Below are 24,795 nucleotides of genomic sequence, written 5' to 3'. Positions count from 1 at the left end.
GCGTGCCCACGCAGCGCGTGGGCACGATCAGAGTCAGGCTTATTTCTTCAGGTCTTCAGCGCCCTGCAGCGGTTCATCGCCCAGCAACAAATCCTTGTCATGGCTGACCAGCTCTTCCTCGAACATGCGCCACACGTGATCGTCCTGGGTACCGAGCAATTCGACAAAGCGCCGGCCTTCGATCTTGTCCGTCAGCTGGCCGATGTAGCGACCCTGTTCGGTGTCGCTGCGGGCCAGGACGATCTTGCGATCCTTCTCCGGCTGGGTCGGCGAGATCAGGTTCAGCTCCAGGGTTTTCGGTTGGCTGTCGCCGCTCAGGCGCAGGTCGACTTCGCCGGTGACCTCATCCAGGTGCACGGCGGCGCGCATCTTCAGGGTCTGCGCCAGCAGCTCACGGTCCAGCGAACGGTTGATGCCCTTGCCGGCCTCGTAGTAGTTGTCGTTGACCAGGTTGTCCGGGTTATTCACCGCAATGGTCACCATGGACAGGGTCAGGGTCACCGAACAGGCCAGAATCGCGATGATGATCCATGGCCAGAGGTGCTTGTACCAGGGACTTGCGGCGTTTGCTGCGGGCATGGGCAGTTCTCTCAACGATTTTGTGGGCCGATGAATCGGCTCTTGGCTTCGACGTGGACGCTGGCGTCATCGGCGTCCTTGAGGATGAATTTCACCTCGTTGGTGCTCGACGGCAGTTGTTCCGGGGCGCTCGACAACTCGACCGGCATGCTGAAGATTTCCCCGGCCGGGACTTTGATCTCGCGCCTGCCTTGCAGGCGCAGATCCGGCAGGCCGGTGGCTTCGAGCAGGTAGGTGTGGTCGCGCTGATCCTTGTTCATGATTTTCAGGCTGTAGACGTTTTCGATCCGCCCTTCAGCGTTCTCGCGGTACAGCACGCGGTCCTTGCTGACGTCGAAACCCACCAGCGAGCGCATGAAGAAGGCGCCCACCAGCAGACTGATCATCGCCAGCAGTACCACGGCGTAGCCAATCAGGCGCGGACGCAGTTTATGGGTTTTCTGCCCGGACAGGTTGTGTTCGGTGGTGTAGCTGATGAGGCCGCGCGGGTAGTCCATCTTGTCCATGATGCTGTCGCAGGCGTCGATGCACGCGGCGCAGCCGATGCACTCGATCTGCAGGCCGTCACGGATGTCGATACCGGTCGGGCAGACCTGCACGCACATCGTGCAGTCGATGCAGTCGCCCAGGCCCAGGGCCTTGTAGTCGACACCTTTCTTGCGCGGGCCCCGGCTTTCGCCGCGACGCGGGTCGTAGGAGACGATCAGGGTGTCCTTGTCGAACATCACGCTCTGGAACCGCGCATACGGACACATGTAGATGCACACCTGTTCGCGCAGCCAGCCGGCGTTGCCGTAGGTGGCGAGGGTGAAGAAGCCGACCCAGAAATACGACCAGCCATCGGCCTGGCCGGTGAAGAATTCGATCACCAGTTCGCGGATCGGCGAGAAGTAGCCGACGAAGGTCATGCCGGTGACGAAACCGATCAGCAGCCACAGCGCATGCTTGGCGAACTTGCGCAGGAATTTGTTGGCGCTCATCGGCGCCTTGTCGAGTTTGATGCGCTGGTTGCGGTCGCCTTCGGTGACCTTTTCGCACCACATGAAGATCCATGTCCACACGCTTTGCGGACAGGTGTAGCCGCACCACACGCGGCCGGCGTAGACGGTGATGAAGAACAGGCCGAACGCCGCGATGATCAGCAGGCCGGAGAGCAGAATGAAGTCCTGCGGCCAGAAGGTCGCGCCGAATATGAAGAACTTGCGCTCCGGCAGGTTCCACCACACCGCCTGATGCCCGCCCCAGTTCAGCCACACCGTACCGAAATACAACAGGAACAGCGTCGCACCGCCGATCATCCGCAGATTGCGGAACAGGCCGGTGAACGCACGGGTGTAGATTTTTTCTCGAGAGGCGTAGAGATCGACGCTGTTGTTCGCGTTTTTGCTCGGTGGTGTGACGTCGTGTACCGGAATCTGGTTGCTCATCATTGCATCCCACGGCAGTGGACAAACGCCTCGGTCGATACGTGCCGACCGCGGTCAGAAAGAGGTGTTGCACTGGCGCAATGATACGCCTGTCGCTCTGGCTCAAGGGTGCGACCTTTGGTCGCGTTGGGTGACGCGCGTTATTGGTGTAGCGAATGCGGTAAAGCCTGATGCAGATCAATTGACTTGTTGAGTATGGACGGTTTTGTGCTGGCGGCTAACTCATTGTTCGCCTTGGGAGCCGTGACCGAGCAAGACAAAGCGCCGCCGTCCGCTGGCCGGACCGTGGCTGGCCTTGGTCGAGCCGGCCTCGCTTGAGACCCAGGCCGGCTCGGGTTGAGGCAAGCGTGCCAGCAGGCTTCAGAGCAGCCTGCCGCCGCCCAGGCTGTCGAGATTGCCGGTTTTTCTGTGGGGTTTCGTAGTGCCTGTGGCAGCGCGTTGCACGGGTTGGCGTGGTGGCGTAGCGGACTCCCCGGGGGTGGCCGATGGTTCGATCGGATGATCAGATTCAGCAAGGGGCTGATCAACCGGGAGGCGGGCGTCGTCATCATTGAGCATGGTGGTTTCATCCTTGAAGTGGCTCCGATGCGGCTCATCGGGCCTGGGGAAGACGCTACAGGCCACCCTCCATCGAGTCCATCGGGGATATGTCGCAAGGTATGAAGCGCGAGAGGGCGGCGAAAAAAAAAGCCCCCGCCAGTGCGCTGGCGGGGGCTTTTTTCCTGCGTCGGGCGTTGGCCTTACTGGGCCTCGGCTTCCGGCGCTTTCTCACCGTGGGACAGGCTGTAGACGTACGCCGCCAGCAAGTGCACCTTGTCGTTGCCTTGCAGCTGTTCCTGCGCAGGCATCTGGCCCTGACGGCCGTAACGGATGGTCTGCTGCAGTTGCGCGAAGCTCGAACCGTAGATGAACGCGGCCGGGTGGGTCAGGTTCGGCGCGCCCATCGCTGGGGTGCCTTTGCCTTCCGGCCCGTGGCAGGCCACGCAGTTGGCGGCGAACAGTTTCTGGCCGTTGGCCGGGTCAGCCTTGGTGCCTTCCGGCAGCTTGCGGCCATCGAGGTTGGTCACGACGAACGCCGCCACGTCGGCCACGCCTTGCTCGCCGATCACTTCAGCCCAGGCCGGCATCACCGCGTGACGACCGCCCATGATGGTGGTCTTGATGGTTTCCGGCTCGCCGCCCCAGCGCCAGTCGGCGTCGGTCAGGTTGGGGAAGCCGTAGGCACCCTTGGCGTCGGAACCGTGGCAGACCGAGCAGTTGGAGGCGAACAGCCGGCCACCCATCTTCAGGGCTTGCGGATCCTTGGCCACTTCCTCGATCGGCATGGCCGCGAACTTGGCGAAGATCGGCCCGAACTTGGCGTCCGAGCGAGCCATTTCCTTTTCCCACTCGTGCACGCCGGTCCAGCCGGTCTGGCCGTTGGCGAACGCGGTCTGCTTGTCGTTATCGAGGTAGTTGTAGCCCGGCAGCAGGCCTTTCCAGTTGCCCAGGCCCGGGTACAGCACCAGGTAACCGAGGGCGAAGACGATGGTGCCGACGAACAGCATGAACCACCATTTCGGCAGCGGGTTGTCGTACTCCTCGATCCCGTCGAAGGAGTGGCCCACCGTCTCGTCGGTCTGCTCGGCGCGCTGACCCTTGCGGGTCGACAGCAACAGCCAGGTCAGGGAAAAGATCGTACCGAGACTGAGGACTGTGACGTACAGACTCCAGAATGTAGTCATTCTTTGTTACTCCTAGAAGCTTGCTCGACGTGCTTGATGGCTTCGGGATCATCCGCAAAAGGCAGCAAGGTCGCGTCTTCAAACTCCGACTTGCGCTTGGGGCTGAACACCCACAGCGCCAGACCGATGAAGGCCACCATCACGACAACGGTGCCCAGGCCACGAATCATCCCGATATCCATTAAGAATCACCGTTTGCTTTTGATGATGGTGCCCAGGCCTTGCAGATAGGCCACCAGCGCGTCCATTTCGGTTTTGCCCTTCACGGCATCCTTGGCCCCGGCGATGTCTTCGTCGGTGTAAGGGACGCCGAGCGTGCGCAACACTTCCATTTTCTTGGCCGTGTCTTTGCCGTCGAGCTTGTTTTCCACGAGGAACGGGTAAGCCGGCATTTTCGACTCCGGCACCACGTTGCGCGGGTTGTACAGGTGCGCGCGGTGCCAGTCATCGGAGTAACGACCGCCCACCCGGGCCAGGTCCGGACCGGTGCGCTTGGAACCCCACAGGAACGGGTGGTCCCAGACGCTTTCACCGGCGACCGAGTAGTGCCCGTAGCGTTCGGTTTCGGCACGGAACGGACGGATCATCTGCGAGTGGCAGCCGACACAACCGTTGGCGATATAGACGTCGCGGCCTTCCAGTTCCAGCGCGGTGCGCGGCTTCATGCCTTCGACCGGCTTGTTGGTGACGTCCTGGAAAAACAGCGGAACGATTTGGGTCAGACCACCGACGCTGACGGCGATGACCATGAAGAAAGCCAGCAGGCCAATGTTCTTCTCGACGGCTTCATGCTTCATCAGTGAGCTCCAACTACGGCAATCTTGGCGGCGGCTTCGGCTTCAGCCGGGTTCGAGGCGCGCACGGTGCGCCATACGTTGTAAGCCATCAGCAACATGCCGCTGGCGAAGAACGCACCGCCCAGGGCACGCACGATGTAGCCAGGGTGGCTGGCCTGCAGCGCTTCGACGAACGAGTAGGTGAGGGTGCCGTCATCGTTGATTGCACGCCACATCAGGCCCTGGGTGATGCCGTTGACCCACATCGAGGCGATGTAGAGCACGGTGCCGATGGTGGCGAGCCAGAAGTGCGCGTTGATCAGGCCGACGCTGTGCATCTGCGCACGCCCGAACAGTTTCGGAATCATGTGGTAGATCGCGCCGATCGAGATCATCGCCACCCAGCCCAGAGCACCGGCGTGTACGTGGCCGATGGTCCAGTCGGTGTAGTGCGATAGCGAGTTGACGGTCTTGATCGCCATCATCGGACCTTCGAAGGTCGACATGCCGTAGAACGCCAGCGACACCACGAGGAAGCGCAGGATCGGGTCGGTGCGCAGCTTATGCCAGGCGCCCGACAGGGTCATCATGCCGTTGATCATGCCGCCCCAGCTTGGCGCCAGGAGAATGATCGACATTGCCATGCCCAGCGACTGCGCCCAGTCCGGCAGCGCGGTGTAGTGCAGGTGGTGCGGGCCGGCCCAGATGTACAGGGTGATCAAGGCCCAGAAGTGCACGATCGACAGGCGATAGGAATAGATCGGACGTTCGGCCTGTTTCGGCACGAAGTAGTACATCATCCCGAGGAAACCGGTGGTCAGGAAGAAGCCCACGGCGTTGTGCCCGTACCACCACTGGATCATCGCGTCGGTCGCGCCGGAGTAGGCCGAGTACGACTTGAACAGGCTGACCGGCAGCGACATGTGGTTGACGATGTGCAGCATCGCGGTCACCACGATGAACGCACCGTAGAACCAGTTGCCGACGTAGATGTGCTTGGTTTTGCGCTTGGTGATGGTGCCGAAGAACACCAGACCGTAGGTGACCCAGACAATGGCCAGGAGAATGGCCAGCGGCCATTCCAGTTCCGCGTATTCCTTGGTGGTGGTGTAACCCAGCGGCAAGGTAATGATCGCGCCGACGATGACCGCTTGCCAGCCCCAGAAGGTGAAGGCCGCGAGGCTGTCGGAAATCAGTCGCGTCTGGCAGGTTCGCTGCACGACATAGTAGGAAGTGGCAAACAGTGCACAGCCACCGAAGGCAAAAATCACCAGGTTTGTGTGCAACGGGCGCAGGCGTCCAAAGCTCGTCCACGGCAGACCGAAATTCAACTCCGGCCAGACCAGTTGCGAGGCGATGAAGACACCGAGCCCCATGCCAAGGATCCCCCAGACCACCGTCATGATGGCGAACTGGCGGACTACCTTATAGTTATAAGCAGTCGGACTGATTGCTGTGCTCATTCTAAGGTTCCACGGTTTGGGTGTTTTATTAGGATTAAAATCGGCCGCAAGTATGGAGAAAGCAGGGGGTCAATGCAACGCGCCATGACCTGGGTCAATGCTTTCGAACGCTGATTCTGCGGCCTTTCCATGCGCCGCGTAAGGACAAAATCGGCCTCTGTCAAAATGTCGCAGCGGACGAAAAAAACCGGGGCTTCGGGTTACATGTAACCGGGTGTGTTGAAAAGCCGCGAGCGGCAGACGGACGGCATCTGGCGCGACAGCCGGTATCTACCGGCCTCTGCCGCCTGGTCAGTCAGCCGCTGGGGCGAACACAGCGCCTGGAAGCAACCCCGAACCGGCACGCGCCAGTCCGCATCGAGCAAGCGTAGACCCGAATCCGGGGAACCGAAAGGCGCGGGTGTGAAGGGTGCGACAATGCGTCGCAAAGGGGCGGGGTACTGCCGCACCGAGAATGGTGCGGCAGTGGTGCATGCAATGACTGCTATTTATTGTCCTCGGTAATAAGTTTTTCTGTGTTCAATCCATGGCTAAGGCTGTACACATAAGCGGCCAGCAATTGCACTTTATCGTTGCCCAGCAACTCGCTCTGCGCGGGCATATGGCCCTGGCGGCCATGGCGAATGGTCTGCTCGAGCTGAGTCAGGCTGGTGCCGTAGATAAACCCGGCCGGATGGGTCAGATTCGGCGCGCCCATCGCTTCAGTGCCCTGGCCGGCTGCCCCATGACAGGCGACGCAGGTGGTGCTGAATGCTTGCTGTCCGGCCTGCAGGTCGGCCTTGCTGTCGGCGGGCAGCGGCAGGCCGGCCAGTTCATGACGCACGTACGCGGCGACGTTCTTCACGCCCGCCTCGCCGAGCACTTCGCCCCAGGCCGGCATTGCCGCCATCCGCCCGCCCATGATGGTGGTCTTGATGGTCTCGGCACTGCCGCCCCAGCGCCAGTCGCTGTCGGCGAGGTTGGGGAAGCCGAATGCACCCTTGGCGTCGGAGCCGTGGCACACCGAGCAGTTGGAGGCGAACAGACGGCCACCCATTTTCAGCGCCTGCGGATCCTTCGCCACTTCTTCCACCGGCATGGCCGCGAATTTGGCGAAGATCGGCCCGAATCTGGCGTCGGCCTTGTTCATTTCCTTTTCCCACTCATGGACGCCGGTCCAGCCGTCCTCGTAGCCGGGCAGGACACCTTTCCAGTTGCCCAGGCCCGGGTACAGGATCAGATAGCCGACGGAGAACACCAGGGTGCCGGCGAACAGCATGAACCACCACTGCGGCAGCGGGTTGTCGTACTCCTCGATGCCGTCGAAGCTGTGGCCCATGGTCTGGTCGACGCTGCCCTTGGTTTCGCCCCGGCGGGTGCCGATCAGCAGCCACGTCAGGCCGATCAGGCTGCCGATGGTCAGTACGCAGATCCACGTACTCCAGAAGGTGGTCATGACCGGGTACTCCTTGTTTCAGATGCGGGGGTAGTGTCGGGTTGCGGCTCGTCGGCGAACGGCAGCAGACGCGCTTCGGCGAATTCCGGCGTGCGCTTGCGGTTGAAGACCCACAGGGTCAGGCCGACGAAGGCGACGAACACCACGACGGTGCCGAGGCCGCGGATCAGGCCTGCACTTATTTCAAAGCCCATTTCAGTGACCATGGCTCACCTCTTGCTCTTGATCGCAGTGCCGAGCACTTGCAGGTAGGCGACGAGGGCGTCCATCTCGGTCTTGCCCTTGAGGCTGGCCACCGCACCGCCGATGTCGTCGTCGGTGTACGGCACGCCGAGGGTGCGCATGGTCTTGAGCTTGGTTTCGGTGTGGCTGCTGTCGACCGCTTGCGTCACCAGCCATGGGTAGGCCGGCATTTTCGATTCCGGCACGACGTTGCGCGGGTTGTACAAGTGCGCGCGGTGCCAGTCATCCGAGTAGCGCGCACCGACCCGCGCCAGGTCCGGGCCGGTACGTTTCGAGCCCCACAGGAACGGGTGATCCCACACGCTTTCACCGGCCACCGAGTAATGCCCGTAGCGTTCGGTCTCGGCGCGGAACGGGCGGATCATCTGCGAGTGGCAACCGACGCAGCCTTCGCGGATGTAGATGTCACGGCCTTCCAGTTGCAGCGCGGTGTAGGGTTTCATGCCCTCCACCGGCTTGTTGGTGACGTCCTGGAAGAACAGCGGGACGATCTGGGTCAGGCCGCCGATGCTCACGGCGAACACCATGAGCAACATCAACAGGCCGACGTTCTTTTCAATCGTTTCGTGTTTCATGGCGGACTCCTCAGGCCATCTGCGCGGCAGCAACGACGTCAGCAGGCTGCGAGGCCCGCACGGTGCGCCAGGTGTTGTAAGCCATCAGCAGCATGCCGCTGAGGAAGATCGCCCCGCCAATCAGCCGCACGACGAAGCCCGGGTGGCTGGCCACCAGGGTTTCGACGAAGGAGTAGGTCAGCGTGCCGTCCTCGTTCACTGCACGCCACATCAGGCCCTGGGCGATGCCGTTGACCCACATCGAGGCGATGTAGAGCACGGTGCCGATGGTGGCGAGCCAGAAGTGCGCGTTGATCAGGCCGATGCTGTGCATCTGCTCTTTGCCGAAGACTTTCGGGATCATGTGGTACAGCGCACCGATGGAAATCATCGCCACCCAGCCGAGCGCGCCGGCGTGAACGTGGCCGATGGTCCAGTCGGTGTAGTGGGAGAGGGCGTTGACCGTCTTGATCGCCATCATCGGACCTTCGAAGGTCGACATGCCGTAGAACGCCAGCGAGACCACGAGGAAGCGCAGGATCGGGTCGCTGCGCAACTTATGCCAGGCGCCCGAGAGGGTCATCATGCCGTTGATCATGCCGCCCCAGCTCGGCGCCAGCAGAATCAGCGACATCACCATGCCCAGCGACTGCGCCCAGTCCGGCAGCGCGGTGTAGTGCAGGTGGTGCGGGCCGGCCCAGATGTACAGGGTGATCAGCGCCCAGAAGTGCACGATCGACAGGCGATAGGAATACACCGGGCGTTCGGCCTGTTTCGGCACAAAGTAGTACATCATCCCGAGGAAACCGGCGGTGAGGAAAAAGCCCACGGCGTTGTGCCCGTACCACCACTGCACCATGGCGTCGGTGGCGCCCGAGTACAGCGAGTAGGATTTGGTCAGGCTCACCGGCAACTCAAGGTTGTTGACGATGTGCAGGATCGCCACGGTGATGATGAACGCGCCGAAGAACCAGTTGCCGACGTAGATGTGCTTGGTCTTGCGCTGCATGATCGTGCCGAAGAACACGATGGCGTAGGCGACCCAGACGATGGTGATCAGGATGTCGATCGGCCATTCCAGCTCGGCGTATTCCTTGGAGCTGGTGTAACCCAGTGGCAGGCTGATCGCCGCCAGCAGGATCACCAGCTGCCAGCCCCAGAAGCAGAACGCGGCGATTTTCGGCGCGAACAATTGCGTCTGGCAGGTGCGCTGCACCGAGTAGAACGAACTGGCGAACAGCGCGCAGCCACCGAAGGCGAAGATCACCGCGTTGGTGTGCAGCGGGCGCAGGCGGCCGAAACTGGTCCAGGGCAAATTGAAGTTGAGTTCCGGCCAGACCAATTGGGCGGCGAGAAAAACCCCGAGCCCCATGCCGACGATGCCCCACACCACCGTCATAATGGCGAATTGGCGGACCACCTTGTAGTTGTAGGCGGTACTGATAGAAGTGTTCATGGTTCCCCATCCACGGTTCAGCCGAAGCGAGCGCGCGCAGCGCGTCCTTCGCCTGGAGTTATAGGCAGACTAAAAGCGAGGCAAGCATGGACAAACAGCACAAGGCCAGTATTGACGGGGATCAATGGGCGCAGTGCGTGCGGGATCACGGGTGGCTTTGGGATGCCGCTGTTGGTGAGGCTTCGGCGACTCTGATCCTGGCGCATGGGGCGGGGGCGCCGATGGACAGTGAGTGGATGACGGTTATGGCTGGGCGCCTTGCTGCATTGGGCGTGAACGTGTTGCGGTTTGAGTTTCCTTATATGGCGCAGCGGCGGGTTGATGGCAGCAAACGCCCGCCAAATCCGGCGCCGAAATTGCTTCAGTGTTGGCGCGAAGTGTTCGCTGAAGTGCGACGTCATGTCGCTGGGGTGTTGGCCATTGGTGGCAAGTCCATGGGCGGACGGATGGCCAGTCTCCTGGCCGATGAGCTTGGCGCTGATGCGTTGGTTTGCCTCGGTTATCCGTTTTATGCGGTGGGGAAACCGGAGAAGCCTCGGGTTGAGCATTTGGCTGGTTTGCAGACTAGGACGTTGATTGTTCAGGGGGAGCGGGATGCTCTTGGCAATCGGGACGCTGTCGAAGGGTATTCCTTATCGCCGGGGATTGAGGTGTTTTGGTTGGGGGCGGGGGATCATGATTTGAAGCCGCTCAAGGTTTCCGGGTTTACGCATGAGCAGCATTTGGCTTCGGCGGCGCAGAAGGTTGCCGGGTTTCTTCGGTGAGGTTTGGTTTGGGGTGTATATCCGTTGCTGCGGTTATGGCGGCTTAGGGTTCCGCCCTTACGGCGGGTCACTTTTTACAAACGCCTAAAAAGTAACCAAAAACGCTTGCTCCTGCGTGCGGCCCGCTCGCTAAAGCTCGGGGTTCCTTCGCTCCGGGATCCATCCGGGCGCAGCGCCTACGGTTTGCTTCGCTGCACCTCCTCTCGCTGTGTTTGGCTGCGCCAAACGGTCGCTGCGCTCCCACTCCCGGATGAATCCCTCCACTCAGCCTCCCGACGTCGCCCGTGGATCAAGATCAAAAGCGGTACTCGAGCTAACGCTCATCGTGTTGAGTGGTGAGAAGCGGATGCGGGCTGCTTTTGCTTTCTGTGGGAGCCAGCCTGCTGGCGATGGCGGCCTGATAGCCGACCAGTTCTTGCAGACTGCACGCAAGCTCTGTGGGAGCTGGCTTGCCAGCGATGGCGGCCTGACAGCCGACCAGTTCTTGCAGACGCACGCAATCCTGTGGAAGCAGGCTTGCCAGCGATGGCGGCCTGACAGCCGACCAGTTCTTGCAGACTGCACGCAATCTCTGTGGGAGCTGGCTTGCCAGCGAAGGCGGCCTGAATGCCGACCAGTTCTTGCAGACTGCACGCAATCCTGTGGGAGCTGGCTTGCCAGCGAAGGCGGCCTGACAGCTGACCAGTTCTTGCAGATTGCGCGCAATCCTGTGGGAGCTGGCTTGCCAGCGAAGGCGGCCTGAAAGCCGACCGGTTTCTTGCTAGCAGTATGCAAGCCCTGTGAGAGCCAGCCTGCTGGCGATGGCGGCCTGATAGCCGACCAGTTCTTGCAGACTGCCCGCAATCCTGTGGGAGCTGGCTTGCCAGCGAAGGCGGCCTGAAAGCCGACCGGTTTCTTGCTAGCAGTATGCAAGCCCTGTGGGAGCCAGCCTGCTGTGATGGCGGCCTGACAGCCGACCAGTTTTTGACGGGTGCAGTTATCCAATGTGGGAGCGAGCCTGCTCGCGAAAGCGGTCTGCCAAAGCACAACAAAGGAACAGTCAAACATCCGGCCTTTTGGTGCTTAAACGTAGTCCTGCAAGCACGTTTAAAGTACACGAACCGTTACGCCATAAGGGCTACAACACCTTGCGTCGTTACCTACGCGTACGCCAGAATCCGCCGGCTTACGCGGCTATGGGCCGGGCGATATCGTTCCCCCGTCACTGAAAATCAGTGATCGGGTTTGGTAGCCCGCTTCGGTACGGTCGTATAGCGTCACCTTATGCAGCCGCTTTTCGGGCCGCGTTTTATATGGTGGACATGCGTGGGGCTCATTCGTGAGCGCCGGGTTTCCGTATCGACCGGTCTACCAACCCGCGCATGGCCGCCACCCATCGTTTGGTAGCGAGGGTGATGGCTCCTATTTTCTCGATACGGAGCTTCATCCATGTTCAAAGTCACACCCAATCCACCAAAAACCGAAACACCCCTCCACGACCCCGAGCTTGAGTCTCAGAAGACAAAAGAAGCCGCTGACCGCGCACTCGACTATTACCTCGGCCCCGAAATCCCGAAGTACTTCCCACCCAGGTCCCGCCCCATCTACATGGTCGATCCCACGCTCGATGACGAAACACTGCTCGTCGAAGCCAGTGAATCACTGTCGTCAGCCAATGCCATGGCCGGCAATATCGCCAACTCGGTGAAAGGTCCTGAGCGCAAACCGCTGCTGGCGCTGCAACAGCTGATCATGTTGAACGAGCTGCTGGTCAATCGACTGCTGGACAGACTGCGCTTGCCGCAGTAATCGCCAGCTCTAAAGTTGTACGTTTCAGCGGGGTAAAAAAAGCCCGGATGCTTTCTCTCTCCGGGCTTTCAAAATCACCAGATTGATCCTCCTCGATAATCGGGAGGCAGCCTGCCGGTGATCACAAATTTATCGAATGCTTTCTGCCCATCACGCGCCGCTCGCTGCACATCAAGGAATGTCAGTTCACCCCGGACTTTCTTTCTCACAGGTTCGTCGGTCCTGACCATCGGATTCTGCGTAGGTGATGTATCCATTCTGGCTAGCCCGTGTGAATAGGTTTGAACGACAAAGTAGAGCCGGGCTTCAACGCGTGCCAGTCAGTTGGGGCTGATTCAGTTGTAGGCACTGTCCGCGCTTTTTGAATGAGATTTTCGCCGGCAGACTGGGCCTCTTCGCGGGCAAGCCCGCTCCCACAAGGATGGTGGTGTTGCGAGGTTTTGTGGCCACTGCGAAACCCTGTGGGAGTGGGCTTGCCCACGAAGAGGGCGGTGCTGGCCACATCCATTTCAGACAGGCAACAAAAAACCCGGAAGCTCGCGCTATCCGGGTTTTTCGTATTACCCATCCAATCAGCGGTTAAACCGCTCCACCAACGAATACTGCGTGTTGGCCGTCTTGGTCAGTTCTTCACTCAGCAACGCCGAGTTATGCGCCTGTTCCGAGGTCTGATCCGCCAGTTCCGAAATGTTGCTGATGTTGCGGCTGATTTCTTCAGCCACCGCACTTTGTTCTTCGGTCGCCGCGGCGATCTGGGTGGTCATGTCGGTGATGTTGGCCACCGCTTCACTGATGCCGACCAAGGCCTGATCCGCTTCCAGCACTCGCGCCACACCTTCTTCCGCCTGGCGATGGCCGGCTTCCATGGTTTGCACAGCGCTGGATGCAGTCTGCTGCAGCTTGGCGATCAGGGCATGGATCTGCCCGGTGGATTCGCTGGTGCGTTGCGCCAGTTGGCGGACTTCGTCGGCGACTACGGCAAAACCACGGCCCATCTCACCGGCACGTGCGGCCTCGATGGCGGCGTTGAGGGCGAGCAGGTTGGTCTGGTCGGCGATGCCTTTGATCACGTCGACCACGCCGCCGATTTCGTCGCTGTCCTTGGCCAGTTGGGTCACGGTCAGGCCGGTTTCACCGACCACCACCGACAGACGCTGGATGGCTTCGCGGGTTTCGCCGGCGATGTCGCGGCCGCGACCGGTCAGGCGATTGGCTTCCTGGGTGGCGTCGGCGGTGCGCTGGACGTGGCTGGCCACTTCCTGCGTGGTGGCAGCCATCTGGTTGACGGCGGTGGCGACCTGTTCGGTTTCCACGCGCTGGCGTTCCAGACCGCTGGAGCTGTTGTGCGCCAGGGCGTCGGACTGTTTGGCCTGATCGGTCAGGTGCTCGGCGGTGTCCTGCAGACGGGTCAGGCAGGTTTTCAGGCGGGCTTCCTGGCTGAGAATCGACATTTCCAGACGCGCCTGGGCGCCACGGCTGTCGGTGTACATCTGCGCGATCAGCGGGTCGGAGGTGGTCTGTTCGGCCAGGCGCAGCAGGCGCTTGAGGCCGCGTTGCTGCCACTGCAGGCCCATCAGGCCCAGCGGTACCGACAGGCCGGCAGCGAGGGCAAAGCCCCACTGCGAGTTCAAAGTCGCGCCGATCACGAAGCTCAGCTGGCTGACCAGGATGAACGGCAGCCAGTCCTGCAGCACCGGCAGCCATTTGTCGCTGGAAGGGATCGCCGACTTGCCTTGGTTGATGCGTTGGTAGAGCGCTTCGGCACGGCGGATCTGTTCGGCGGTGGGTTTGATCCGCACCGACTCGTAACCGACCACCTGGTTGCCGTCGAACACCGGTGTCACGTAGGCGTTGACCCAGTAATGGTCACCGGATTTGCAGCGATTCTTGACAATGCCCATCCATGGCAAGCCTTGTTTCAGTGTGCCCCACATGTGCGAGAACACCGCGGCCGGGACGTCAGGGTGACGGACCAGGTTGTGCGGCGCGCGGATCAGCTCTTCACGCGAAAACCCGCTGATCTCGACGAAGGCGTCGTTGCAGTAGGTGATCACGCCCTTGGCGTCGGTTGTGGAAATCAACCGCTGCTGAGCCGGGAAAGTCCGTTCGCGTTGTGTAATGGGCTGGTTGTTACGCATGGTTTTTCAATCCGCAAGGCTTTGAAAGGTTGTCGGCGCTGACAGGAAATTATTGAAGTTTTTTTTCAGTAATAAGTACGGCGTCGCAAAACCGGCCTTGCTTCAACCCGCCAGCATCGGATAGGTGAACAGGCCGAAGTGCAACAGGTTCAGGCCGAAGTGCGTGGCAATCGCTGCACCCAGTCCGCCAAAACGGTAGGCCAGACCATAGCCGACGCCCGCCAGGCCCGCCAGCAGCATCCACTGCCAGCCGGCTCCCGCGTGCGCCACCCCGAACAGCAGGGAAGCCAGCAGTAGCGCAAGGTTGTCGCCGTAGGGCAGGTGTTTGAACTGGCGGCTCAACCCGCCCTGGATATAGCCGCGGAACAGCGCCTCTTCGACCAGCGTGACCAGCAGCAGATTGTTCAGCAGCCACAGCCACGACTGCTCGGGCCATTTCGGTGCCCAGGCGATCATGCCCAGCAGCTCCGCGCCGCCGAGGGCCAGGATCACGCAAAGGGGCAGGGCGAGGGCGCTGGCGTAGGCCGTCAGGCGCAGCGAACGGCGCGCGACGATCCACGGGCAGACCAGCAGGAGCCAGAAGCCGATCAGCGGTTTATCCAGGTTGAGGTACATTGCGAACGGTACGGCGTCGTCGGTGAGGCGTTGCGGCGCGATCGCCCGGCCGTTGTAGAAGCCGGGCAACCAGTGCAAGGCCAGCGCCACGGCCAGCACAATGAACAGACCATGGCCAAGAAAACGCGCGACCGGGACGCTGCGCAGGTGCACGGCAAAACCGGCGAGTACCAGTAATCCCAGGGTAATCAGCGCCAGCCAGCCGAACTGGCCGACACTCAACGCCAATGCGTAGCCGAGACCGAGAAGTGCCAGATAGGGCCATGGCAGCGCCTTCATCGAAAGTCCTTGTGCAGAATTGAGTGGAAGGGCTTTCTACACGGACGCGGGCGTGGGGACAAGTAAAGGTGTGGCGGGAGGTGGGGGCAGTACTTGGCGGGTGGTTCACATAAGTACCTGTGGGAGCTGGCTTGCCAGCGATGACGACTGTGTAGCCGATATATTCATCGACTGACCCTCCGCTATCGCTGGCAAGCCAGCTCCCACAGGTTTTTTTGCATGGCAATCAATCAGCGCAGAGCGAGCCTCGCCGCCGCCCGCTCGGTGATTTCCGTGCGCAGTTTCAACGACGGCGCCGCACGGTGCCGGGCCTCGTCGACCACAGCGCTCGGCGCCGTCTGCGGGCTGCCCGAATTGAATGGCGGGGCGGGCGCGTACTCGAGTTGCAACTGGATCAATTGCGCGGCATCGGCGCCGACCAGTTCCTCGGCCAGCACCAGGGCAAAATCGATCCCCGCGGTAATCCCGCCACCGGTAAACAGATTGCCGTCGCGCACCACCCGATCCTGCACCGCAATCGCGCCCAGTTTTGGCAGCAATTCGTGATAGGCCCAGTGTGTGGTCGCACGTTTGCCTTGCAGCAGGCCCGCCGCGCCGAGCACCAGCGAACCGGTACACACCGAGGTCACATAGCGCGCCCGGGCCGCTTGCGTCTGGAGGAAAGCCAGGGTCTGCGCGTCTTCCATCAGCGGGCCCACGCCTGCGCCGCCGGGCACGCAGATCACGTCCAGCTGCGGGCAGTCGTCGAACGTGCGGGTCGGTTTCAGCACCAGCCCGGTGCTCGCGGTGACGGGCACCAGATCCTTCCAGACCAGATGCACCTGCACGTCCGGCAGCGAGGCCAGTACGTCATACGGGCCGGTCAGGTCGAGTTGCTGCACTTGGGGAAACAATAGAAAACCGATCTGCAACGCCATGGCTTTAGCTCCATTGAAAAGGGGTGGACGGCTTTACTGTAGGCGCGTAGGTTCTGGCGCATACGCCAATCACCCCACGAATTACGCCAAATGCCGAAAACCATCCACGTTCTTGCGTTCACCAACGTGCAGTTGCTCGACGTCACCGGGCCGCTGCAGGTGTTTGCCTCGGCCAACGATATCGCTCGCCAGCAGGGGCGGCCTGCACCCTATGCGCCAATCGTGATCGCCAGTGGTGGCGGGGCGGTGAATTCCTCGGCCGGGTTGGCCCTGGTCGCCGAGCCGCTGCCGCAGCAGGCCAGCGACACCCTGATCATCGCCGGTGGTTGGGGCGTCTATGCGGCGGCCGAAGATGCCGCGCTGGTGAATTGGGTGCGTGAACATGCCAGCGGCTGCCGGCGCGTGGCTTCGGTGTGCACCGGGGCGTTTCTGCTCGCGGCCAGCGGCTGGCTCGACGGGCGTCGCGTGGTCACCCACTGGACCCGCTGCGAGCAACTGGCCCGGCAGTATCTGCGCTTGCAGGTCGAGCCGAATCCGATCTTCATCAACGACGGCCCGGTCTGGACCTCGGCAGGCGTCACCGCCGGTATCGACCTGGCGCTGGCCATGGTCGAGGACGATCTCGGCCGCGACATGGCCCTGGAGGTCGCCCGGCAACTGGTGGTGTTCCTCAAGCGTCCCGGCGGGCAGTCGCAGTTCAGCGTGACCCTGGCGCTGCAGAAACAGGGCAATCGCTTCGACGAGCTGCACGCATGGATCGCCGAAAACCTCACCTGCGATCTGGGCATCCCGACCCTGGCTGAACAGGCCGGCATGAGCGAACGCAGTTTCGTCCGCCATTATCGCGCCGACACCGGCCAGACCCCGGCCCGGGCCATCGAGCTGATCCGCGTCGAAACCGCGCGGCGCCTGTTGAGCGACACCGGCCTGCCAATCAAACGAGTCGCGGCCAATTGTGGTTTCGGCAGTGAAGAGACCTTGCGTCGCAGTTTCCTGCGGGCCATGGGCGTGACGCCGCAGGCGTATCGGGAGCGGTTTTCGCTCAGCGCTGGAGCAGATCCCGTAATGCCTTGAGGGTTTGCTGCGGGGCTTCCTCGGGAATGTTGTGGCCGATACCGGCCAGCACACGCCTTTCGTAGGGGCCGGTGAAGTGCGCAATGTCTTCATCTTCTACCGACGCCGGGCCGACCCCGTCGTCGGCACCGCATAGGGAAATAGTCGGTACGCTGATCGGCGGTTGCCGGATCAAGGCGTCTTCCATCCATTGCAGCGCCGGATCACCCGGCGCGTACATGAAACGATGACGGTAGGAGTGAATCACCACGTCGACGAAGTCCGGGTTATCGAAGGCCGGGGCCGTCAGCGGGTATCGCTCGGCATTGCGGCTCCAGGTCGGCGACCACAGGTTCCAGAGCAACGCACAGAAAGCACGGCGGTTGTGAGTCAGGCCTTCTACGCCGCGCGGGGTATGAAAATAGTACTGATACCAGAGCCGATGCTCGGTCTGCGGATCCAGCGGCTGGGCGGACATGGCAATGTCCTGCAGGTTATAGCCGTCCCCCGTCACTAACCCGCGCACGCGATCGGGAAACAGCGCCGCGAAGATGCAGGCGGCCCTACCGCCCCAGTCATAACCGCACAGCGTGGCTTGCTCGATCCCCAGCGCATCCATTAACGCCAGCAAATCCTCAGCGAGCGCCGCTTGCTGGCCGGAGCGCAGGGTTTCCGGGTGATTGAAGCGGGTTGGCCCGTAACCGCGCAGATACGGCACGATCACCCGATAACCCTCGGCGGCCAGGACCGGGGCAATTTCGTCGTAGGCGCGGGGAGAGTAGGGGAAGCCGTGGAGCAGGATGACCGCGGCGCCAGTCGCCGGGCCATGCTGCTCGAGCGCAATATTCAGCGTGGGTGTCAGGACGTGGTGTACGGCGGGGATCCCCATCACGGCGAACTCCAGAGCAATTAACCTCAGGCAACCCTAGACCACACGGCTACGCTTGTCTGTCGACCTAGACCTCGGCTTCCGCCACCTGATTGAAATACTTCGCCCGATCCGGGGTGAACGTCACCACCATTTGCGTCCGTGAACAGGTCAGCGCGCGTTCGGCCGTCAGGTCGATATCCAGATCTTCGCCACGCAGGCCCTGCCACTGTGCAAGGTATTTCAGCGAGCCGTATTTTTCGTTTTTCTTCAGGCTGCGGCTGACTCCGCCTTTCCAGCCGAGCACCGGCAGTTCGTCGGCGCGGCAGCGCTGGGCGAGGTCGGGGAAGCGGGCGGCGCGCTGGCGGCCGATTTCCCAGCATTTGATCAAGCCCTTGTCGGCGGCTTCCCACAGGTCGCTGCGGGTCAGGCCCGTGCGCAGTGGGGTATCGATGTGGCGGTGGATACGCTGGCTCATTCTGCTTCCTTGGATCGGGTTTTGTTGGACAGCTCCGCTGTTCCCGTTGCGGTGGATGGTAGGGGTGGTTGTAACAGCTGGCAACAAGGTATTTCGGGGTGTAAGTGCAAGTTGCCGGTTAGGCGAATCATCAAAATTGTTGAGCATTTGTAGGAAGTAGCATCGCTTAGTTGCAGACGAATGGTTGGCCCGGGCGTCCGGTTCGCTTGCGAGGCAATAATCTGGCGCAGGCGCGAACTGTAAAAAAACAGATAGGCCGCAAAAAATTTGTACGGCAATCATCCGCAAGACATTTCTCGCAAAACAACGTTGAAGCAGATACTTCTGACAAGAGTCGGCGTTTTTTCTATGGGGCAGTGGATTCCCGACTTGACCGACCTGTCGTCGATCGGTCAAGCAGACGTGCAACTGTCATGTCGGGGATGACATCTCCTTTATTTTTTTCAAGTAACAACTGAACAGGCGGTCGTCGAACTCGGGTTCCTGAATGTCACTGTCCTGCAGGAAGCGCTGGACATTGCAGCAGTCCCAAAGGTAGGTGTTCTGATAGAGCTCGACCGTGGATTTTCCGTCGACGATGCTGTCGGTGAACAGGCTGGACAACGGGTAAAGGGGGGCCATTTGATTGCCGGACCATAACGCCACCCAGTCTTTGAACGGAATTTTTTCAAACTGCTGGTCGAGGTGTTCGCCAAGCCGTTGAAAAAAGTCTTGAAGGGTCAGGTTTTTCTCCGCAGAGGGGATGAGGTTGAATTTTTTGCCCAGTGCCAGCGGATTGCGGGAGATGTGCGCAATTGCGCTGGCCATGTAGTCCACCGTAGTCAGGCCTTCACGCAGGTTTTCCAGATCAGGAATGGCTTTCAATGCCATGCATGTGCGTACCAGCCCGCTCCACCATTGGTATCTGGCAAATTCGCCGCTTTTGCTGTGACAGGTCGCATAGCCCAGGCGAAATGTCATCAGTGGCAATCCCCTCGAGGCTGCCAGGTCGGCAATTTTCTCCATGACCCATTTACTGCGCACGTAGCCCAGGTCGGTGAGTACGGCCGGGAGATTCTGGTCGATGTCGTCGTCTTCACGCATCGTGGACCTTCCCGTGAACAGGTGTCCCCAGCTATACACTGAAATCGTCGACAGCAAGATCAAGGGTTTGAGCCGAGTACACGCAGCAAATTCGATAATCCGCTTGAGCCCCTTCACGTTGTCTTTCTTCATATACGAATACGGTTGAATGAAGTTGACGGCGCTGGCTGAGTGATAGATGAGCTCAACCTCTTGGCTCAGGTAGTCGTAGACCTCCTGCGCCAGCCCTAGGCTGGGCTCGGAGAGATCACCCGGATAGGTATGAATGCGAGCAAGCTCGTTGGCTGCCGGGCGGATGTTGTAGCGCTCGAAGGTGGCCATCATCCGCTGCCGCGCCTGCGCCGGGCTGCCGGCCCGGATCGGGCAGTGAACGTGCGCAGTACCACTCGACAACTGGGTTTGCAGCAGGTGCACGCCGACGAATCCGCAGGCTCCGGTCAGGAGGATATGGGTGGGTGAGGTCAGTTGTCTTTCATCGAAGTCATCCGCGGGATCGAAGGGCGTTGGCAGGCTGACTTCCTCTTGCAAGGCGAGCACCGGTTCGCTTTCCGATACGTGAACGTGGCTGTCTTGTCTTTGCTGAAGTCTGTGCGCCAGTGCACGAATGCTCGGCGACTGGTAGATGTCCCTGATGTACGCCCCGACCTGCAGTCGTTGGGCAATATCCTTGAGAATGGCCGCGGCCATCAGGGAGTTTCCACCCGCCTCGAAAAAGTGGTCATCGATGGTGAAATCGGCATGCCGCAGATGCTGTTGCCACACCGCAGCGATGACTCGCTGTGCCTCATTTTCGACGTTGATGACGTCAGCCCGGGTTTGTGCGTTGCACAGTTGCGCTCTGAGTGCTGACTTGTCGGTTTTGCCATTGGGTGTCTGCGGAATCGAGTCAAGCAAGATGTAACGACTTGGCAGCATGTAGTCCGGTACAACACCTTTCATGTGCGTCTTCATGCTGCCGACAAGTTCGGCGGCAGCTCCCTCAGCGGCGACGACAAACGCGACAAGGCGATGACCCGCCGGGCCATCCCAATCATCCAGCAGGACCACAGCCGTCGCGACGTGCGGATGTTTCAACAGCGCGACTTGCACCTCTGCCAGTTCGACCCGGTAGCCGCGGATCTTCACTTGATCGTCATTACGACCCAGGTACTGAATGCTGTTATCCGGCAACACACGACCGAGATCGCCTGTGCGATATGCCCTTTGATCCAGATCGACCAGGTTGATGAATCGTTGCGCTGTCAGGTCCGGACGATTCAGATAGCCGCGAGCCAGGCACGGGCCGCTGATGAACATTTCACCGATCTCGCCTGCGGGCACTTGATGCAACTGTTCATCAAGCAGGTAGATCTGCGTATCGGCAATCGGAAATCCGATAGAGGCCACCGCATCGGCACGCGGGTCGTCGAAAATGCGACAGGTTGCATAAATCGTCGTCTCCGTGGGGCCGTAGTAATCCACCAGGGTGTACGGCAGATGACGGGTTTCGACGTGCGGCAACTTTTCTCCTGCGGTGAACAGATAGCGCAGCGCCAGGTTCCGATTGACGGGGTGGCGAACCAGCTCACTGACCAGAATCGTTGGCACATAAGCATGGGTAATGTGGTGTTCGCAGTAGAACGTCAGGAGGTCAGGAACGCAGAGGCGTGTTTCTTCGGGTAAGAGAAACAGGCAGGCCCCGGCCGCCAGGGTGGACCAGATCTCCCATTGAGATACGTCAAAGCCAACCCCGGCCATCAGTGTCGTACGGCAATCGGGCGTCATCGCGAATCGGGCGTTGTGCCATTCAACCACGGTGTACAAAGCGTGATGTTCAATCACGACACCTTTAGGTTCTCCCGTGGTACCGGAGGTGAAAATCACGTAGACGACATCGTGGTCAGAGGGGGGATCCGCAAGGGGCGGGTTCGCTGAAGAAGTGGCAAGCAATGCGTCGACGGCGAACGCCGGCACGCGCAGATGGCTGGCGTATTCAGCGTCCGTCACCAGCGCAAAGCCGCTCGAGCATTGTTCGATGATGTTGTTCTTGCGCAGGTCGGGTTGCCTGGCATCGATGGGGACATAGCTGGCGTTGATTTTCATGACGGCCAGTTGAGCGATGACCAGTTCAATCGAGCGATGCCCGATGATGGGGACAAGGTCGCCGGGAATGACTTTCTTTTGAATCAGGCAGTTTGCAAGCCGGTCGCTTTGCTGGTCGAGATCGGCGTAGGTGATCTGTCGATCAGGTCCGTGCACTGCAATGTGATTGGGATGGCGTTCGATACTGCGTTTGAAAAGCTCCAGAATTGTTTGACGTTGCATGATGACGCTCCGGTCAGCGCCCCGTCCAAACCGCATTTTGTTCTGGTGTAGCCAAAAAATTGTGGGGCAACAGCGATTCTAGATTCCGCTGGCAGTGGCTTGCTGCCGGGAATCTAGAACCGTTCTTCATAGGCTATCGCGACGGGTCATATCGTCCTTGAGCCGTCACGGCTGCCACTCACTTTTCTCTCCGCTTAAACGCCGATCGAGAAAGCTCGCCGCACTGATCAACGCCAGATGCGTCAGCGCCTGCGGCGTGTTGCCCAGGTGCCGGCCATGGCTGTCGAACTCTTCGGCATACAGACCCAACGGGTTGGCGTAGCGCAGCAGTTGTTCGAATTCGAGGTGAGCCTTTTCCACCTGACCGGCGCGGGCCAGGCATTCGACGTACCAGAACGAGCACGCGGCGAAGGCGCCTTCGGTGCCGCTGAGGCCATCGATGCCGGCCTCCTCGTTGCGATAGCGGTAGACCATGCCGTCGCGCACCAGGGTTTTTTCGATGGCTTGCAGGGTCGACAGCCAGCGCGGGTCCTTGGCGCTGACGAAACGCACCAATGGCATCAACAGCATCGAGCCATCGAGGGCGGTGCCGCCCTGATACTGCACGAAATGGCCGCGCTCCTCGTTCCAGAAGTTGTTCCAGATGTCGGCGTAGATCGCCTGGCGGGTTTCGTCCCAGCGCGCGAATGGCGCGGGCAGCGAGCGTTTCGACGCCAGGCGGATCGCCCGGTCGAGCGCCACCCAGCACATCAGCCGCGAGTGCAGAAAGTGATGTTGCTCACCGCGCATTTCCCAGATGCCGACGTCCTTGGTCTGCCAGGTCTCGCACACCTGGTCGACCACTTCCTGCACGTGCTGCCAGCCTTCGTGGGAAATCGCATCGCCGTACTTGTTGACCAGATACACCGCGTCCATCAGCTCGCCGAAAATATCCAGCTGGATCTGGTCATAGGCGCCGTTGCCGATGCGCACCGGTTGTGCCCCGCCATGGCCGGCCAGGTGCGTCAGTTCGGTTTCCGGCAGCTCCTGGCGGCCGTCGATGGCGTAGAGGATGTTCAGCTTCATCGATTGCCCGCTGCAATCGCTGACCCGCCCGCGCAGCCAGCGCATGTAGCCGTTGGCTTCGTCGACGAAGCCCAGGCGCATGAACGCATAGACGGTGAACGAGGCGTCGCGGATCCAGGTATAGCGATAGTCCCAGTTGCGCTCGCCGCCGGGGGTTTCCGGCAGGCCGAAGGTGGCGGCGGCGAGGATCGCGCCGTGTCGGCGGGACGTCAGCAGCTTCAGCGCCAGCGCCGAGCGATTGACCATTTCCCGCCAGCGGCCCCGGTAAATCGACTGGCCGATCCAGTCGCGCCAGAATTTCAGCGTGCGTTCGATGCACAGCTCGCCGGCTCCGGCGGCGAAGCGTGGATCGTCGCTGGCGCCGAGCATGAACGCGGCGTGCTGATCCTGCTTGAGGGTGAAGTGGGCGACCGCTGCCTGCCCGTCGACCTGCATCGGTTGATCCGCGGCCAGGCGCAGGGTCGGTTGCCCGCTCGCACTGAAGGTGACGTCCTGCTCGTCCATCTGCGCGCGGGTGTCGGCGCGGGCGTAGTCATGGCGTACCGCGCAACGCATATGAAAGGTCGCCTGGCCGCTGACCACGCGCACCCGGCGCATCAGCAATGGCAGGCTGTCGTCGTTGTCGCCGATGGGCAGCAGGTCGGTGATTTCCACCACTGCGCTTTCACTCAGCCAGCGGGTCTGCAGGACATTGGTGTCCGGCAAGTAGATCTGCTCGCGACGCGCATCGGGCAGGTCCGGCGCCAGCTGGAAAATCCCGGCGTCGGGTGTGTCGAGCAGCGAGCAGAAGATCGACGGGCTGTCGAATTCCGGCCAGCAGAAAAAATCCACGCTGCCCTTGTCGTTGACCAGTGCGGCACTGCGCAAGTCGCCGATGATGCCGTGGGCGTCGATCGGGCTTTGTCGTTCAGGATGCTGCTCAGCCATTGCCACGGAACTCCGGATAAAGACTCATGCCGCCGTCGATGAACAGGGTGGTGCCGACGATGTAGTCGGACGCATCAGAGGCGAGGAAGACCACGGCGTTGGCGACGTCTTCGACGTCACCGATGCGCCCGTAGGGAATCAGTTTGAGCAGTTGTTCGGCGGCCTCGCCTTCGGTGACCGCGCTGTTGATCGCGGTGCGAATCGCCCCCGGCGCAATGCCGTTGATGCGAATGCGCTGCTGGCTGACTTCCTGGGCCAAGGTCTGCATCAGCTGGTCGACGCCGCCCTTGGACGCCGCGTAATTGACGTGCCCGGCCCACGGTATGCGCTGGTGCACCGAGCTCATGTGGATGATCTTGCCGGCCGCCCGCGACACGCCTGCGCGGATGCCCTGGCGATTGAAGATCCGCAGTGCGGCGCGGGCGCAGAGGAACTGGCCGGTGAGGTTGACGCCAATCACCGCGTTCCAGTCGGCCAGCGACATATCCACCGCCGCGGCGTCTTTTTGCAGGCCGGAGTTGGCCACCAGAATGTCCAGTGCACCAAAGGCATCGAGGGTCTGCTGGAACAGCCGCTCGACGTCTTCTTCCTTGGAAACATCCGCCGCAATGGCGATGGCCTGGCCACCGTCGGCGACGATCTGCCGGGCCAGTGCTTCGGCCGGTTCGGCCTGGCGGTTGTAGTTGATGACCACGGCAGCACCGGCGGCGGCCAGGGCTTTGGCGGCTGCGTGGCCGATGCCGGAACTGGCGCCGGTGACAAGTGCCACCTGACGGGCGAGAGAAATCTGCATGCGAAGTCGCGCCTTGGGTTGAGGGCTTATTTAGCTGACTGATGAGCGACGGCGAGAGTTCATCAG

Annotated in this window: 21 protein-coding genes; 3 read left to right on the top strand and 18 right to left on the bottom strand. The window is 61.1% G+C overall.

The window, feature by feature from the left end:
* Positions 1-39: 39 nt before the first annotated feature.
* From QRN70_RS06140 to ccoN (QRN70_RS06095), 10 genes are all read right to left on the bottom strand, one after another.
* The gene (locus QRN70_RS06140; protein ID WP_285416374.1) at positions 40-579 is read right to left on the bottom strand and encodes a FixH family protein; all 540 of its coding nucleotides are present in this window, start codon (positions 577-579) and stop codon (positions 40-42) included.
* 11 nt (positions 580-590) lie between these two features.
* Positions 591-2,006: a cytochrome c oxidase accessory protein CcoG gene (gene ccoG / locus QRN70_RS06135; protein ID WP_285416372.1), complete on the bottom strand. Its 1,416-nt coding sequence runs from the start codon at positions 2,004-2,006 to the stop codon at positions 591-593.
* A gap of 740 nt (positions 2,007-2,746) precedes the next feature.
* A complete protein-coding gene (gene ccoP, locus QRN70_RS06130; RefSeq protein WP_285416370.1) occupies positions 2,747-3,730 on the bottom strand; it encodes a cytochrome-c oxidase, cbb3-type subunit III in 984 nt (327 codons plus the stop codon).
* The gene (locus tag QRN70_RS06125; RefSeq protein ID WP_003175465.1) at positions 3,727-3,912 is read right to left on the bottom strand and encodes a CcoQ/FixQ family Cbb3-type cytochrome c oxidase assembly chaperone; all 186 of its coding nucleotides are present in this window, start codon (positions 3,910-3,912) and stop codon (positions 3,727-3,729) included. The genes ccoP (QRN70_RS06130) and QRN70_RS06125 overlap by 4 nt, the downstream gene beginning before the upstream one ends.
* A 6-nt stretch (positions 3,913-3,918) precedes the next feature.
* Positions 3,919-4,527, bottom strand: a complete 609-nt coding sequence (gene ccoO / locus QRN70_RS06120; protein ID WP_285416368.1) for a cytochrome-c oxidase, cbb3-type subunit II — start codon at positions 4,525-4,527, stop codon at positions 3,919-3,921.
* Positions 4,527-5,969, bottom strand: coding sequence for a cytochrome-c oxidase, cbb3-type subunit I (gene ccoN / locus QRN70_RS06115; RefSeq protein WP_285416366.1), 1,443 nt, complete (start codon positions 5,967-5,969; stop codon positions 4,527-4,529). The genes ccoO (QRN70_RS06120) and ccoN (QRN70_RS06115) overlap by 1 nt, the downstream gene beginning before the upstream one ends.
* Positions 5,970-6,453: 484 nt before the next feature.
* Positions 6,454-7,404, bottom strand: coding sequence for a cytochrome-c oxidase, cbb3-type subunit III (gene ccoP / locus QRN70_RS06110; RefSeq protein WP_285416365.1), 951 nt, complete (start codon positions 7,402-7,404; stop codon positions 6,454-6,456).
* A complete protein-coding gene (locus tag QRN70_RS06105; protein ID WP_285418026.1) occupies positions 7,401-7,598 on the bottom strand; it encodes a cbb3-type cytochrome oxidase subunit 3 in 198 nt (65 codons plus the stop codon). The genes ccoP (QRN70_RS06110) and QRN70_RS06105 overlap by 4 nt, the downstream gene beginning before the upstream one ends.
* A 15-nt stretch (positions 7,599-7,613) precedes the next feature.
* A complete protein-coding gene (gene ccoO, locus QRN70_RS06100) occupies positions 7,614-8,222 on the bottom strand; it encodes a cytochrome-c oxidase, cbb3-type subunit II (RefSeq protein WP_285416363.1) in 609 nt (202 codons plus the stop codon).
* A gap of 10 nt (positions 8,223-8,232) precedes the next feature.
* Entirely contained in the window at positions 8,233-9,657 is a 1,425-nt protein-coding gene (gene ccoN / locus QRN70_RS06095; protein WP_285416362.1) for a cytochrome-c oxidase, cbb3-type subunit I, read from the bottom strand.
* 86 nt (positions 9,658-9,743) lie between these two features.
* Here ccoN (QRN70_RS06095) and QRN70_RS06090 point away from each other — a divergent pair, with 86 nt between their 5' ends.
* Both QRN70_RS06090 and QRN70_RS06085 read left to right on the top strand, forming a co-directional pair.
* Positions 9,744-10,421, top strand: coding sequence for an alpha/beta family hydrolase (locus tag QRN70_RS06090; RefSeq protein ID WP_285416360.1), 678 nt, complete (start codon positions 9,744-9,746; stop codon positions 10,419-10,421).
* Positions 10,422-11,849: 1,428 nt separating this feature from the next.
* Positions 11,850-12,209 (top strand): DUF6124 family protein, encoded by a 360-nt coding sequence (locus QRN70_RS06085; protein ID WP_285416358.1) that lies wholly within the window; start codon positions 11,850-11,852, stop codon positions 12,207-12,209.
* Positions 12,210-12,781: 572 nt separating this feature from the next.
* Here QRN70_RS06085 and QRN70_RS06080 read toward each other — a convergent pair.
* The 3 genes from QRN70_RS06080 to inhA all read right to left on the bottom strand — a co-directional run bounded on the left by QRN70_RS06080 (position 12,782) and on the right by inhA (position 16,158).
* A complete protein-coding gene (locus QRN70_RS06080; RefSeq protein WP_097087658.1) occupies positions 12,782-14,347 on the bottom strand; it encodes a methyl-accepting chemotaxis protein in 1,566 nt (521 codons plus the stop codon).
* Between the two features lie 102 nt (positions 14,348-14,449).
* Entirely contained in the window at positions 14,450-15,241 is a 792-nt protein-coding gene (locus tag QRN70_RS06075; RefSeq protein WP_285416356.1) for a CPBP family intramembrane glutamic endopeptidase, read from the bottom strand.
* Between the two features lie 230 nt (positions 15,242-15,471).
* Positions 15,472-16,158 carry an isonitrile hydratase gene (inhA, locus tag QRN70_RS06070; protein WP_285416354.1) on the bottom strand — a complete coding sequence of 229 codons (687 nt, stop codon included), beginning with the start codon at positions 16,156-16,158 and terminating at the stop codon, positions 15,472-15,474.
* A gap of 90 nt (positions 16,159-16,248) precedes the next feature.
* On the opposite strand from inhA, the gene QRN70_RS06065 reads away from it, so the two are divergent.
* Entirely contained in the window at positions 16,249-17,232 is a 984-nt protein-coding gene (locus tag QRN70_RS06065) for a GlxA family transcriptional regulator (protein WP_285416352.1), read from the top strand.
* Here the strand turns inward: QRN70_RS06065 and QRN70_RS06060 are convergent.
* From QRN70_RS06060 to QRN70_RS06040, 5 genes are all read right to left on the bottom strand, one after another.
* Positions 17,201-18,100 (bottom strand): alpha/beta fold hydrolase, encoded by a 900-nt coding sequence (locus QRN70_RS06060; RefSeq protein WP_285416350.1) that lies wholly within the window; start codon positions 18,098-18,100, stop codon positions 17,201-17,203. The genes QRN70_RS06065 and QRN70_RS06060 overlap by 32 nt on opposite strands.
* Before the next feature lie 67 nt (positions 18,101-18,167).
* Entirely contained in the window at positions 18,168-18,557 is a 390-nt protein-coding gene (locus QRN70_RS06055) for a hypothetical protein (RefSeq protein WP_285416348.1), read from the bottom strand.
* 411 nt (positions 18,558-18,968) lie between these two features.
* Complete coding sequence (locus tag QRN70_RS06050; RefSeq protein ID WP_285416346.1) at positions 18,969-21,944, bottom strand: amino acid adenylation domain-containing protein; 2,976 nt, start codon at positions 21,942-21,944, stop codon at positions 18,969-18,971.
* Positions 21,945-22,109: 165 nt separating this feature from the next.
* Positions 22,110-23,936 carry a glycoside hydrolase family 15 protein gene (locus tag QRN70_RS06045; protein ID WP_285416344.1) on the bottom strand — a complete coding sequence of 609 codons (1,827 nt, stop codon included), beginning with the start codon at positions 23,934-23,936 and terminating at the stop codon, positions 22,110-22,112.
* Positions 23,929-24,729: a glucose 1-dehydrogenase gene (locus tag QRN70_RS06040; protein WP_285416342.1), complete on the bottom strand. Its 801-nt coding sequence runs from the start codon at positions 24,727-24,729 to the stop codon at positions 23,929-23,931. Before QRN70_RS06040 ends, QRN70_RS06045 begins: the two co-directional genes overlap by 8 nt.
* Between the last annotated feature and the right edge of the window lie 66 nt (positions 24,730-24,795).

It is taken from the genome of Pseudomonas sp. efr-133-TYG-5 (assembly GCF_030209175.1).
Taxonomy (GTDB): Bacteria; Pseudomonadota; Gammaproteobacteria; order Pseudomonadales; family Pseudomonadaceae; genus Aquipseudomonas.
The sequence above is the reverse complement of the archived record's forward strand: the minus strand, read 5'-3'. Positions and strand labels throughout refer to the sequence as shown.

Coding starts and splice junctions, on each gene's coding strand:
- QRN70_RS06140 (WP_285416374.1), bottom strand. CDS start 579: ATGCCCGCAGCAAACGCCGCAAGTCCCTGGTACAAGCACCTCTGGCCA.
- ccoG (WP_285416372.1), bottom strand. CDS start 2,006: ATGAGCAACCAGATTCCGGTACACGACGTCACACCACCGAGCAAAAAC.
- ccoP (WP_285416370.1), bottom strand. CDS start 3,730: ATGACTACATTCTGGAGTCTGTACGTCACAGTCCTCAGTCTCGGTACG.
- QRN70_RS06125 (WP_003175465.1), bottom strand. CDS start 3,912: ATGGATATCGGGATGATTCGTGGCCTGGGCACCGTTGTCGTGATGGTG.
- ccoO (WP_285416368.1), bottom strand. CDS start 4,527: ATGAAGCATGAAGCCGTCGAGAAGAACATTGGCCTGCTGGCTTTCTTC.
- ccoN (WP_285416366.1), bottom strand. CDS start 5,969: ATGAGCACAGCAATCAGTCCGACTGCTTATAACTATAAGGTAGTCCGC.
- ccoP (WP_285416365.1), bottom strand. CDS start 7,404: ATGACCACCTTCTGGAGTACGTGGATCTGCGTACTGACCATCGGCAGC.
- QRN70_RS06105 (WP_285418026.1), bottom strand. CDS start 7,598: ATGGGCTTTGAAATAAGTGCAGGCCTGATCCGCGGCCTCGGCACCGTC.
- ccoO (WP_285416363.1), bottom strand. CDS start 8,222: ATGAAACACGAAACGATTGAAAAGAACGTCGGCCTGTTGATGTTGCTC.
- ccoN (WP_285416362.1), bottom strand. CDS start 9,657: ATGAACACTTCTATCAGTACCGCCTACAACTACAAGGTGGTCCGCCAA.
- QRN70_RS06090 (WP_285416360.1), top strand. CDS start 9,744: ATGGACAAACAGCACAAGGCCAGTATTGACGGGGATCAATGGGCGCAG.
- QRN70_RS06085 (WP_285416358.1), top strand. CDS start 11,850: ATGTTCAAAGTCACACCCAATCCACCAAAAACCGAAACACCCCTCCAC.
- QRN70_RS06080 (WP_097087658.1), bottom strand. CDS start 14,347: ATGCGTAACAACCAGCCCATTACACAACGCGAACGGACTTTCCCGGCT.
- QRN70_RS06075 (WP_285416356.1), bottom strand. CDS start 15,241: ATGAAGGCGCTGCCATGGCCCTATCTGGCACTTCTCGGTCTCGGCTAC.
- inhA (WP_285416354.1), bottom strand. CDS start 16,158: ATGGCGTTGCAGATCGGTTTTCTATTGTTTCCCCAAGTGCAGCAACTC.
- QRN70_RS06065 (WP_285416352.1), top strand. CDS start 16,249: ATGCCGAAAACCATCCACGTTCTTGCGTTCACCAACGTGCAGTTGCTC.
- QRN70_RS06060 (WP_285416350.1), bottom strand. CDS start 18,100: ATGGGGATCCCCGCCGTACACCACGTCCTGACACCCACGCTGAATATT.
- QRN70_RS06055 (WP_285416348.1), bottom strand. CDS start 18,557: ATGAGCCAGCGTATCCACCGCCACATCGATACCCCACTGCGCACGGGC.
- QRN70_RS06050 (WP_285416346.1), bottom strand. CDS start 21,944: ATGCAACGTCAAACAATTCTGGAGCTTTTCAAACGCAGTATCGAACGC.
- QRN70_RS06045 (WP_285416344.1), bottom strand. CDS start 23,936: ATGGCTGAGCAGCATCCTGAACGACAAAGCCCGATCGACGCCCACGGC.
- QRN70_RS06040 (WP_285416342.1), bottom strand. CDS start 24,729: ATGCAGATTTCTCTCGCCCGTCAGGTGGCACTTGTCACCGGCGCCAGT.